This window comes from Alkalimonas collagenimarina (genome assembly GCF_030717845.1).
GTDB classification, from domain to species: Bacteria; Pseudomonadota; Gammaproteobacteria; order Enterobacterales; family Alteromonadaceae; genus Alkalimonas; species Alkalimonas collagenimarina.
The window spans coordinates 40,727-53,935 of sequence record NZ_JAUZVZ010000013.1; the positions used below are offsets into that span (position 1 = coordinate 40,727).

The 13,209-nt window shown below is 49.4% G+C and carries 7 protein-coding genes; 5 read left to right on the forward strand and 2 right to left on the reverse strand.

Going from position 1 to position 13,209, the window contains the following annotated elements; genetic code table 11:
• Nucleotides 1-136 precede the first annotated feature (136 nt).
• Both Q3O60_RS10515 and Q3O60_RS10520 read left to right on the forward strand, forming a co-directional pair.
• Nucleotides 137-3,334 (forward strand): amidohydrolase family protein, encoded by a 3,198-nt coding sequence (locus tag Q3O60_RS10515; RefSeq protein WP_305893887.1) that lies wholly within the window; start codon nucleotides 137-139, stop codon nucleotides 3,332-3,334.
• Nucleotides 3,335-3,719: 385 nt separating this feature from the next.
• Nucleotides 3,720-5,588 (forward strand): C39 family peptidase, encoded by a 1,869-nt coding sequence (locus tag Q3O60_RS10520; RefSeq protein ID WP_305893888.1) that lies wholly within the window; start codon nucleotides 3,720-3,722, stop codon nucleotides 5,586-5,588.
• 69 nt (nucleotides 5,589-5,657) lie between these two features.
• On the opposite strand, the gene Q3O60_RS10525 is transcribed toward Q3O60_RS10520, so the two are convergent.
• Together Q3O60_RS10525 and Q3O60_RS10530 are read right to left on the reverse strand one after the other, a co-directional pair.
• A complete protein-coding gene (locus Q3O60_RS10525; RefSeq protein WP_305893889.1) occupies nucleotides 5,658-6,842 on the reverse strand; it encodes an MFS transporter in 1,185 nt (394 codons plus the stop codon).
• Nucleotides 6,843-6,918: 76 nt separating this feature from the next.
• Nucleotides 6,919-9,333 carry a TonB-dependent receptor gene (locus tag Q3O60_RS10530; RefSeq protein WP_305893890.1) on the reverse strand — a complete coding sequence of 805 codons (2,415 nt, stop codon included), beginning with the start codon at nucleotides 9,331-9,333 and terminating at the stop codon, nucleotides 6,919-6,921.
• Between the two features lie 163 nt (nucleotides 9,334-9,496).
• On the opposite strand from Q3O60_RS10530, the gene Q3O60_RS10535 reads away from it, so the two are divergent.
• The 3 genes from Q3O60_RS10535 (at nucleotide 9,497) to Q3O60_RS10545 (ending at nucleotide 13,186) form a co-directional block, all read left to right on the forward strand.
• The gene (locus Q3O60_RS10535) at nucleotides 9,497-10,396 is read left to right on the forward strand and encodes a LysR family transcriptional regulator (RefSeq protein ID WP_305893891.1); all 900 of its coding nucleotides are present in this window, start codon (nucleotides 9,497-9,499) and stop codon (nucleotides 10,394-10,396) included.
• A gap of 120 nt (nucleotides 10,397-10,516) precedes the next feature.
• Nucleotides 10,517-11,935, forward strand: coding sequence for an aminotransferase (locus tag Q3O60_RS10540; protein ID WP_305893892.1), 1,419 nt, complete (start codon nucleotides 10,517-10,519; stop codon nucleotides 11,933-11,935).
• A 123-nt stretch (nucleotides 11,936-12,058) separates the two neighbouring features.
• Nucleotides 12,059-13,186, forward strand: a complete 1,128-nt coding sequence (locus Q3O60_RS10545) for a C39 family peptidase (protein WP_305893893.1) — start codon at nucleotides 12,059-12,061, stop codon at nucleotides 13,184-13,186.
• Nucleotides 13,187-13,209: the final 23 nt, after the last annotated feature.

A 13,209-nucleotide genomic window follows, 5' to 3' on the forward strand; every position in this document is an offset into this window, starting at 1 on the left:
TTCTGGCGGGCAATAATCGCCAAAACCACCACATTAATCCCATTTCTGCTTGCCTCTGCTTACCCTGCTGCTGGTTTTATGGCATGGTGAGCCTGATAAAACTATAAATAGAATACAACCAACTCAGGAACCTCGTATGAAAGCTATTCCAACTTTACTGGCTTTGGCAGTCAGTGCCGCCCTTAGTACAGCACTGATCGCTGATGAGACAACCAACAACGACAGCAAACCCGAAAGCTGGCAAGTAAACCAGCCGCAGGGCGAATTTGAAACAGTGCAGATCACGACCCAGCAAGGCACCTGGATGAATGTCGATGTCAGCCCGGATGGCACTCAGCTGGTGTTTGATTTGCTCGGTGATATTTACATCATGCCCATTAGCGGTGGCAGTGCCACGGCCTTAACCAATGATATCGGCTGGCAAATGCAGCCACGATTTAGCCCCGATGGCAACAGTATTGCCTTTACCAGCGATGAAGGTGGCGGTGATAACCTCTGGATCATGGATCTGGATGGCAGCAATAAACAGCAAGTCACCAATGAAAGCTTTCGTTTGTTGAACAGCCCAGACTGGAGCCCGGACGGTAACTTTTTGGTTGGCCGGAAACACTTTACCGGCACGCGTTCATTAGGCGCTGGTGAAATTTGGCTGTACCACAAAACCGGTGGTAGCGGCGTGATGCTGACGGCCCGGCCGAATGAGCAAAAAGATTTAGGTGAACCGGCATTTTCCCCTGATGGCAAATACGTCTATTTTTCACAAGATGATACGCCCGGCCAAACCTTTCACTACAGCAAAGACTCCGAATCAGGCATCTACAGCATCAAGCGATTTGAGCTAGAAACAGGTGAGATAGATACCATCATCAGTGGTCGTGGTGGTGCCATTCGCCCGACGCCTTCGCGCGATGGGCGTTATCTGGCGTATATTTCACGACGTGATTTTCAAAGCACGCTGTTTTTGTACGATGTGAAGACTGGCGAGCACATTGAAATTTACGATGGGCTTGAGCGCGATATGCAAGAAACCTGGGCCATTCATGGTGTCTACCCCACCCTAAGCTGGACCCCGGATAATCAGCACATCGTCTTTTGGGCCGGTGGTGAACTGCGTAAAGTGAGCATTGCCAACAAATCAGCTCAGAGCATCCCCTTTGAAGTGCAGGCAGAAAAGCAAATTCAAACGGCTGTTCGTTTGCAGCAAGATCTGGATAAAGACGATGTCGATGTCAAAATGCTGCGTTTTGTGCAGGTCTCACCCGATGGCAAGCGCGCCGTATTCTCTGCGCTGGGGCATTTGTACATTACCGACTTAAACGACAACAAGCCCCGACGCTTAACCAGGGCTACCAATGAGTTTGAATTTTACCCATCCTTCAGCCGCGATGGCCGCCAACTGGTGTACACCAGCTGGAATGATCAGGAACAAGGCCGGGTGAAGCTGCTAAACCTTCGCAACAACCGGGTCACTGAGCTGGTCAGCGAGCCGGGTAAATACGTTGAGCCAACCTTCAGCCCTGATGGCAAAACGGTGGTGTATCGTAAAACTGGCGCTGGCAGCCTGATGCCTCGTCAGTGGTCACTGAATACCGGCCTCTATCAAGTCAGCAGCGCTGGAGGCGAGCCTGAACTGCTGAGCCGCCAGGGCAGCAGCCCAATGTTTGGCAAGCACAACGATCGGGTCTATGCCATGGCCAACCGGGGTGGCCCAGCGTTGCTTTCCATTGATTTGTCCACCCGACAAGAACAGGTATTGTACACCGCAGCTCATGGTACAGAATTTAAGGTATCGCCCGATGGCCGTTCCCTCGCCTTTACCGATCGCTTTAAGGTGTTTGTGACACCATTCGTCGAGCGTGGTTCGGTGATCAATATCAGTGGCAGCGACAAGCAATTCCCGGTACGACAGTTGTCGGTACGAGCGGGTGAGCACATCAGCTGGACGGCGGATAGTCAGCATCTGTATTGGACTTTAGGCCCAGAGCTCTACCATGCATCTGTTGCCGGGTTATTTGATAAAAAAGATCCAACCGACTTTGCCGCTGAAAATGGTCAGTCGATTGGCTTTAGTGTCCCAGCTGATATTCCACAAGGCGTCGTAGCCTTTGTCGGTGGTCAAGTGATCACCATGCAAGACGATGTGGTATTGCAAGATGCGGTGGTGCTGGTCGAAAACAACAAAATCCGTGCCGTCGGTAGCCGGGATGACGTCTCAATCCCCCGTGGAGCTACCGTGTTTGATATCAGCGGTAAAACCATTATGCCTGGCTTGTTTGATGCTCATGCCCATGGACCGCATGGTGTCAATCAACTGATCCCACAACAGAACTGGAGCCTGTACGCTGGCTTGACCTTAGGCGTCACCAGCATCCACGATCCATCCAACAATACGCGTGAAATCTTTACTTCGAGTGAAATGCAGCGTACTGGCCAGATCGTTGGACCGCGTATTTTCTCGACGGGTACCATCATCTATGGCGCTGAAGTGCCTGGTTTCACCTCGCATATTGACAGTCTGGATGATGCGAAATTCCATCTGGAGCGCTTGCAAAAAGTTGGTGCTTTTAGCGTGAAGAGCTACAACCAACCACGCCGTGATCAGCGCCAGCAAGTGATTCAGGCCGCTCGTGAGTTAGGCATGATGGTGGTGCCGGAAGGTGGCTCCTTATTGCAACACAACCTGACTATGGTCGTCGATGGCCACACCACACTCGAGCATGCTCTGCCTGCGGCTTACGTCTATGAAGATGTGTTGCAACTGTGGGAAGCCAGCGGTACCGCCTACACGCCAACACTAAATGTAGCTTATGGCGGCATTTGGGGTGAAAACTACTGGTACGATAAAACTGAAGTATGGAAACATCCACGCTTAAGTCGCTATGTACCTATGGATCGCCTGGCTCCCCGCAGCATGCGACGAGAAAAAGCACCCGAACATCACTACAATCATTTCGCTGTTGTCGAAACCGCTAAAAAAATGTCGGACCGCGGTATCATCGCCAATATCGGCGCGCACGGCCAGCGCGAAGGCTTAGGCGCACACTGGGAGATCTGGATGTTTGCTCAAGGTGGTATGTCGCCGCTTGAAGCATTGAAAACGGCCACCATCAACCCTGCCATTACCTTTGGTATGGACCATCAGCTCGGCAGCATTGAAGCGGGTAAGCTGGCCGATTTAATTGTCATTGATGGCAATCCTCTGGACGATATACGCGTCAGTGATCGGGTGCAGTACACCATGGTCAATGGCCGTTTATTTGATGCTGAAAGTATGAATGAGATCGGCCTGCGGGAACGCAAACGCCAACCGTTTGAATTTGAGCCACGCGATTAAGTCTCAATAATGGTTCCATCGGTTAAACCGTTGCTGACTATTTATACAAAGGTTCGTGACCAGGTTAAATTAGCCATCATCAGAGGCAGCCCCTCTGATGATGGCATCTCTCCCGATCCATCACTCATAAGGTGTCACGAGTTGCACCTTATGCTTGACTATTCCTGGTCACTTATTCGAGCTCATGGATGAGCTGCTTTTTGATAAGCCCCATTTTAGAAACAAAAAATATACTATAGCTTCAAGCTATGGTTACTATTTTCGCCCATTTAGACGGCCGCTTTATAGTCGTGGCTGACAACTCAGTATTTTGTCAATCGCTGAAAGCGACGGACCCTTTCGCAGTGCACTCCAGGACAAGAATAAATCATACCGGAGATAACCAATGCGTTTGAACACACTATTACTACTCTGTGTGCTAGGGTTCTCGTCTGCAGCTTTTGCCGCATGCCCTGATAACACAGAATTCGACCATCAGCTAAGCTTTTGCGCCGATGATGACAACCTCTATGGCCCCTTTACAAAAGCGATGGTAGATAACTGCGTCGCCTTTGGTGGTGGCAATGCTTGCACGACTCCAGAGCCTTATCAGGTTGATGGCAACACTATTAATATATTGCGCTGGGCAAAACCCTTTGCCATGGCCATTCGGGGCAGCAACGATTGCCCACTGGGTTCAGTGCGATCACCAAGCTATGGTGGTCACTGTTTTGAAAGCCTCAGCGACGCGCCAAACAATGTTTATGGTGATTTCACTGTCGCCGAAGTGGCCAGCTGTGAAAATTTAAATGGCGGAACCGCCTGTTACACCACGCGCTGGTCAGCCAGCTTCTACAACTGGGTGAAAGGGAACATCGAACCCAGCGACCCAACACCTTTAACGAATAAGTTTGGTGCTTGGCTTTGGTACATTGATGAAGCAGGATTAAATAAAAGTCATCAGCAATTGGCCAATGAATTATCAGCGCTTGGCATAAAGCGCGTCTTTATTAAAATCGCTGACAATACTGCGTCCTGTTCTTTATTTCCCGATGCTTGCTCCAGTCAGACCACGCAAATATACAAAGACAAAGGCATCGAGCCTTGGGCGTGGGCCTACAACTACCCCGGCAATTATGCTGCCCAAGCCAATGCATTGTACCAAGCTGCTCAATATGGTTATGTCGGCTTTATTTCCGATGTGGAAGTTGAGTTCAATAACACCACCACCGAATTGCATTTGATGTTTCAGGCTTTTCAGACTGCCCGAAATCAAGCCATTGCAGATGGCCATGCCGAGGCTAACTTTCCTCTGGCGGCAACCACCTGGGGCAACCCACTGGATCAAGGCATGCGGGTCGATATTATTGACCAATATGTTGATGCTCATATGCCACAAACCTACCTTGAAGTCTGGGGTAGCAGCTACATGGCCAATGCGAAATATTGGATTGAAGAAGGCAATTGTGAGTATCGTGCCATGGGAGCAAACAAACCCATCTGGCATATTGTCTCGACTGAATATGGCAACATCACCCCCGCGCAATTAAATACCTTTTTAGATGTTGCAGGGCCAAATGCATCCATATGGCGAGTTCCCGGCGGCTCCATTCCACAGAGTGTCTGGCAGGATTGGGATCAGCTGAATTGGCAACGTGACAACTTTGATTCTCAGGTCGACTGTTCAAGTGGCAATAATAACCTGACCAGTTACATTGATGAGGTAGCACCACCGCCAGCCGACCCAACACCGGCACAGGTTCCTTACTGGGATCAGAAGTTGAATCAGTTTCAGCCGTATAGTGCCTGCAGTGTGACATCACTAGCCATGCTGACCGACTACTTTGGCTTGACCGATCCAGCCGCATTGGGCCAACGCACACCAGACTACCTGTACAATCGGTTTGGTTTACTGCAAACCGTACCTGATTTAGCCTGGGGGTTTAATACCATTGCGCAGGAACAAGGCAGCGCCATCCGCGATATTGGCAAAACCAATGGTACCCTGGCTGAGTTGCGTCAGTTAGCCAGTGCTGGCATCCCGACCATAGTGCACGGCTGGTTTACCTCACCTGGCCATATCCTCGTGGTCACGGGTTACGAAGGTACTCACTACACCGTCAACGATCCCTTTGGTGTTTGGAACTTACAGAAATGGGGTAGTTACAACACCAGCCAATCAGGCAAAGGAGTAAAGTATCCAAAAGCCGCCTTTGAGCATGCCATTAACGACAATGGAACCGGCGATGATCTTTGGTTGCATACCTTTCAGTAACTCGTTTTGACATAAAAAAGCCGGGGGTCCTGATGAAGTGCCCCCAGCTTTTCTATAGTGTATGACCGTCTACTTGCTCGAGCTACTTTCGCGCTGTAACAAACGGTTTGATGCCATCAAACACACCACACTGATTACAATCGCCACTGCACCAAGCCATAACACTTCATTCAAGCTGGCAATACCAATAGTAAAAGCAGCCGCCGGTGGACCGAGTACCAAACCAATTTTAAAGGCCGTAACGCAAAAAACAATCAAGCGCCCGCTTTTATCCACATCATTAAAAATTGCCATCATGATCGGCACGATAAAGCTCCAGAAAATTTGATACACAATGGTAGCGATGGCATACACCAGCCAAGCGTGGCTGTTACTGAGCCAGTACAAAGCAGCCAGACAGGGCAGTTGCACAGCAGCAGTAATCATTAACGAGCGATTGCGGCCAATGTGCGAAACAAACCAGCTTGATAGCATGGAGCCAATCGCGCTGATGGCAAAACCAACGCCAAGAATGGCGCCTACTTCCGCTACCGACAAACCGGCATTCACACCAATTCGTTCCAGATACGCCCAGACGGTTCCTTGCGCAAAGTAATAGGCAATGGTGCCGGCAAATACCAAGCCCGCAGCCAACCAGCGCCCATGTAAGTCAATCCGGAATGTTTTTTGCGGCTTCTGATTGGTCGGAAAGCTGATAAAGCTCAGTACAAAGGCCAGCACTAAAAACAAATTAAAACATTGATAAATACCCGCGTAGCCAAAGCGAATAATGACGTAAGGCAGCAGAGCGAATCCGGCAGTACCAAAAATGACCTGAATGGTTACCATCACGCCGAAGGCTTTATCGACCCGGCTTTGGTCACCAAGAGCAGCCAAAGCAATGGCATAGGAGACGCCGCAGGCCAAGCCTGCCACAAAACGAAGTAACACCACCAACTCATACGTCACAATCCAGCTGGTCGCCAGATTGCAGGCAATAAAAGCCAGTAAACTCAGCTGAGTCCAGCTGCGCCATGGAATACGCCGTACCCAAAGATAAGCCGAAGCACTGGATATCAGGATACCTGCAATTTCTGCCGAAGCCAGATACCCCACCTGAGTGGTGCTGAATAAACCACTATCGGTAAATGCGCCTACCAGCAACGGCATTAAAATGGTGACCGATGCCCCCATCATCGCAATCAGTAAGATGCAACTGTACTGCGGCAAGTCAAAATCGGTTGCAACCGCCCGACGAAACGTCAGAGAGATCATTTTAAGCTCCTGTTTATTAAAAAAGTGAGGCCAAAGCCTCACTTTTTTTGTCGCTTTATTGCTTATCACTTACTCATTAAAAGTAACTGTATGAGAAGCTTAAACCAATGGTCCTTGGCGTCAACGCAATGGTTCTTCGGCCCAGAATACCAGAGTTCTGATTCGATACGATAGCATCGCTATCGGTCAGGTTGGTCGCCCAAAGACGCACATCCCAGTTATCCTTACCTAAGCCAAGGTTGGCACTGACCGTGGTGTAAGATGGATACTCAAAGATAGCCGCATCTGGGTTATCCTGACGTTCATTTTGTACTTTACCGACGTAACGGGCATTGATACCACCCCACAACGACATACCATTATCCAGATCCGCTGTGTACCGTAGCCCCAGATTATGCCGCCATTTCGGATTGCCTCCCAATAAGCCACCTTTAGTCCAGGTACGACACTCATTGTTATCGACCGAGTCTTCATAAACACACTTGGTCAAGGTTTCATCCCAGGTGCCTTTGGTGGTTGCTGTGGCATAGCTTAGTACCAGGTTGTCAGTCAGATAGTAACGTGTACTTAGCTCAAAACCACGTGTTTTGGCATCCGGCCCGTTGGTAGTGCCATTCACCGGGAAGATGCCATCTATGGTTTGCGAGAAGTAAGTTTGCACGTTGTTCCACTGGATCTGATAGGCATTAGCCTGCACAAACCAACCATCGGCCACAAAACCTTTCACACCCAGTTCGAAGTTATCGGTAGAATCCGGCTCATAGACCTGAGCATCTTCGGCAACCGGACGACCTGCATCTTCTCGGAACGCATTACTGCCCCCACGTCGGAAGCCCTGTGAATAAGTAAAGTACGAAAGAATATTGTCACTGAAATAATAGGCGGTATTAAACTTAAAGAAGCTTTCACCACTGGCACTGCCTTTAAAGTCACGATCCGAGTCTGTTGGGCCCAAATAATCACGTATGAAGCCAGAACCAATATCGGTGTAGTTAAAAATACGCGCACCAACGGTTACATTCCATTTCTCAGTAATATCGTAACCGACCTCACCAAAAATAGCGGTTTCTTTGTATTTGCTGCCCAAGTCTTCCCGATAGCCTTCGTTTGGATTGCCCCCGGCAGTGGCACGGTCAAAGCCTAACCATGGTACTGGAGTGGCAATTTCATCCAGACGGGCAAACCATTCGGAAAACTTATAATTGCGACGTTGATTGGTATGATAAATTCCTGCAATCCAACTCCAGTCACTTTCAATATTGGAGGTTAATCGGGTTTCATGGCTCAGCCCACGGTAGCTATTGTCAAAGGTCATGTACGCTGAGTCATTGCCATCAGCCAACGCTAAACCAGGCACCCAACCATAAAAACTGTTACCCGCGCCGGCATAATCGGCCTGCCCCACGCTACTATCACGATAATTCGCCGTGCTGGAACTTAAAATGGCAAACCCTAAATCCCAGTCGATATCAATGGAATCCATTTTCAGATCACGATCAGCAAACTCCTCGTAACGCGAGACCACCGTCTGATCATCGTACTGAAATGGCGTATCAAAAGAGGTAAAGGTGCAATCGTCAATCCCCTCACAAGCGCGATCCACTGGTAACCGGCTGGCTCCCCGGGTGCCATGTGCCGTTTGGTCTTGCTGAGTACGACTGTACTTAATACGCAAATCATCACTGACTTGCCACAACAAAGTTAAGCGACCACCTAACACATCTTGCCAATCATCATTTTTGTACAAGGTTTGATCTGGGTTTGGGTCACCGGGAAAGCCTTCCCCCGGAGCCAACCAACTAGGGTTAACTTGCCTATCGGTAAAGCCTTTCTCATCCAACCGGGCTAAGGATAAACGTGCAGCAAAGCGTTCGGTCAATGGAATATTAAACACCACATCGGTATCATTGCTGATGCCACCACCACGGGTTTGGTAAACATTGGTGTTGAAATCAAATTGAAACTCATCCAGTACCGGTTCATTAGTAATGTACCGAATAGTCCCCCCTAAGCTACCCGCACCATACAAGGTACCTTGAGGGCCAATTAAACGTTCAACCCGAGCCACATCTTTAATGCGATACCCAATATTAGGCAATGGCGTACTATCCAGATAATAGGCCATGGTGGTGCGAATAAACTGCTGCAGGTTATTTGCATTAACACCAGCCACATTTAAGCCACGCACCGATACCGAGTCGGCAAAACGTGCGCTATTATCCGGTGCATGGATCTCCACACTATCGGCAATTAAAGCTTTTAAATCGCCGATATTGTTTTCGCGTAATTCAGCTTCAGTCATCGCGGTAATATTCATCGGTATTTCCGATGCCATCTTTGGCCGACCAGAGCCAGTGACGGTAATTCGTTCAATTTGCTCTGCTTTGCTTTTCGCGTCATCGTCTTGCTCAGCTTCGGCTGCCAGCACAGCGCCTGACACTAGCATGGCTGAAATCAACACGCTAAGCTCGCGTTTTTTAAATGGTATCATGCTGCATTTCCTTCCTGTTGCCCGGTTATATTTTTAATTTACAAGCGCCGTAATCCTGTTAAATTGGTGATTCAACGCTCGTCCGGTGTTCAGGATTAAACATTTTTTCATGGTGTGTACAGTTAATATCCATAGGTTTAGGCGATAGGTTAAGGTAGCAACAATGCAACTTTCATTCGAACAACTACAAGCATTTTTAACCACAGTCGAGACAGGCAGCTTCTCTGCCGCTGCCCGTAAACTTGGCAAGGCGCAATCATCCATTAGTGGTCTGATCAGCAATTTAGAAATCGATGTCGGCTTTGATGTGTTTGACCGCAGTAAACGGACGCCCCCTCTGACCGAAGAAGGCTTGGCGCTTCTGAATGACATTAAGTCGGTACTAAAAAGTTACAACAACCTGATGCATCGTATTAATAACCTCAATCAGGATGTAGAAACCGAAATTCGGCTGGCCTTTGATGATATGGCACTACCTGTTGACATGATTCTGGCTGTGACGAATGATTTTAAAGAGCACTTTCCGACCACTTCATTGCTCTTACTGAAAGCCAGCCATCAGCAGGGCTACCAGCTATTACAAAATGATCAGGTGGATGTAGCCATTGCCATTAGCCAGGACGATTACCCGGAGGAATGTGCCTTTCGGGGGATCTCGCATGTTCACTACGGCACTGTCGTCAGCAAAAACCATCCTCTGGCCGAATTGGAACGCGTCACTCCGTATGATTTATCGCAATACCGTCACTTGCGCATTACCGATCCAACCAGTGGTTTCCGTCGCTTTGATGCAGATTTATCTACCAATATCTGGTTTACCAACAGTTCAACCTTATTGATTCAGGCGGTGCAGCAAGACTTTGGCTGGGCCGAGCTCCCTCTTAACCTGATCCAACACCAACTGAATAGCGGTGAATTAATCAAACTGCCTACGACCCATCAGGCGGTCTCGTTTCCACACTGTGTTGATATGATATGGAAGAATGAAGGGCCAGTTGGTCAAGGCTTGCAGTGGCTGCTCGATCAACTGACAGAGCGAGGTATTGCCTTCACCAAACAATAACCCCCAAACGAGGGTGCACTGACAGCATCCCGGACCGGTTAGGGAATGGTAGCTCAACTTCATCATGGTTATAACTGAACACATTGCCCACATGGGCGTGTTTGATTTCAGGATATAGCGATGAACAACACTACACTAACCACCAGCGCTTTAGTTGAGCTGGATAAACAACATTTCACCCACCCCTGGACTGTATTTGATGTCTATCAGCAGCAAGGTGCCTTGCCCATCGCAGAAGCCAAAGGCTGCTACATCACCGATAGCAACGGCAAACGCTACCTCGATGCAGTAGGCGGCTTGTGGTGTACCAACATCGGCTTGGGCCGAACAGAAATGGCCGATGCTATTGCTGAACAGTGCCGACAGATGGCTTTTGCTAATCCCTTTGTCGATATGACCAATATTCCTGCCACGCAATTGGCCGCCAAACTGGCTGAACTGGCGCCGGGCGATTTAAACCACACTATTTTTACCTGCGGTGGCTCCACCGCTGTGGATAGCTCGTACCGGTTGATCCAGTATTATCAGAACTGCCGCGGTAAGCATGATAAAAAACACATTATTTCCCGCAATAATTCGTATCATGGCTCAACTTACTTATCGATGTCGATCGGCGGTAAAGCCGGTGATCACCCGGTTGAGTTTGATTTTATCAGTGACTTTATCCACCATATTTCCTGTCCGAATTTTTATCGGGCTGCGGCAGGTATGAGTGAAGCTGAGTACCTGCAGCAATTACTGGATGAACTGGAACAGAAAATCCTGACTATTGGCCCGGACAAAGTCGCCGCATTTTATGCCGAGCCCATATTTGGGGCTGGAGGCGTGATCGTACCGCCTGCGGGTTACCATCAAGCTACCTGGGCCATCTGCAAAAAATACGATGTGTTGTATGTATCCGACGAGGTCGTTACGTCCTTTGGCCGCTTAGGGCATTGGTTTGCGTCCTGGGATGTGTTTGGCATCAAACCAGACATCATCACAACAGCTAAAGGCATTACCTCTGGCTATCAGCCACTGGGCGCCTGTATTTATTCCGACCGCATTCATCAGGTGATCAGCGAGCCTGGCCATGGTCGCTGTTTTGCTCATGGTTTTACCTACTCCGGCCACCCGGTGGCTTGTGCCGCTGCCTTGAAAAATATTGAAATTATCGAACGCGAGCAACTGCTGCAACGGGTACTGGATATTGGCCCCTACTTTCAGCAGCAAATGAAGACGCTGCAAGATCTGCCTATCGTCGGTCAGGTCCGTGGGCAGCAATTAATGGTTTGTGTGGAAAATGTGCGTGATAAAGTCAGCAAATCTTTATTTGATGAAGAGCTGGATATTGGCAAACGCATTGCCGATCATGCCGAAGACTTAGGGCTGATTGTCCGGCCGATTGTGCATCTGAACGTGATGTCGCCGCCACTAACCATCACCAAAGATGAAGTGGATTTTATTGTACGGACGCTTCGACAGGCGATCGAACGCACCATCAATGACTTGCAGCAGCAAGGGCATTTACCAACGCCAGCGCAGCAGAAAACAGCCTGAGACAACAAGAGCTAGCCAATAGAGAGAAACGCTCTACTTTTATCGGCCTGACCGATGGAAGCTCATTTGCTATTGAGAGCCGGCCTTGCCTAAGCTGGCTCTGATTATTAAGAGGATACCATCATGCTGTTAGTCCGCATTACTGCACTGCTCTGCTGCTTGCTATTGCTGAACGCCTGCCAGTCAAAAACGGCAGACACCTTTTCATCAAATTCTGAGATAGAGTCATCAAGCTCGAATAGTGTTTCATCTGATACCACGAGCACAGTGCCCTATTTCAGCCAACTGGATAACCAGCACCGGCCACACGCCAGCTGCAGTCTTACCTCACTGGCTATGGTCAGCAGCTACTTTGGTATCACTGAAGCAACAGCCACCAGCACGGTGTCCGATCAATTGTTTGAACGCTTTGGCTTACTGCAAACTGTGCCTGCGCTGCAACAGGGTTTTAATACCCTGGCTCTGGAAGCTGACAGCCCGATGCGGGCACACAGCCTGCAAAACGGTACCATCACCCAACTGCAAGCAGAACTTGATGCGGGGCGCCCGGTGATCGTGCATGGCTGGTTTACCCAGCCGGGTCATATCGTGGTGGTGACTGGTTTTGAAGACGGTCATTACATCGTGCACGACCCATACGGCCAGTGGAATCTGGAAAAATGGGGCAGCTATGACAGCGCGGTCTCTGGTGCCGGTATTCGTTACCCGCAAGCCGCCTTTGAATACGCTATCAACGACAATGGCACGGGCGATGATTTATGGTTGCATCTGTTTCGTAATAAACAAGACTTGCCGGCTATCGGCGAGCAAATCAGCCAGACGGCCATGCTCTGGCAACAGCAAGATTTCCGGGTAGGTCTAGCCGAGCAATGCATGAACTGGACCCGAACCGTGCTGCAAGCCGCCTGCGGTGCCCACTTTGCCGAACTGCAAACGCAGACACCCTGGGATCTGCACTTGCTAGGCCCAGACGATCAACTGCATCCCACCCATGCCGATTCCCTCGCCAGCGAGGAGTTTGGCGAACGTATCGAGCAAATAGATCAGCTACAAGCCGGCGATCTGGTGTTTTTACAAAACACCTATGGCAACTGGGCTGAAGGCGTCATCACCCATGTGGGTATCGCCACCGGCAACGGCCAGTACATCCACCGGGTTACCTCCAATGAAGGCGTGGTAAAAACTGAAGCGATTCCGGCTGAAGATTTTCAGGCAGGCTTACGGCTAAAGCCGGAGTTGTGCCAGTTATAGAACAGTGCTCTTTTCATGTCATA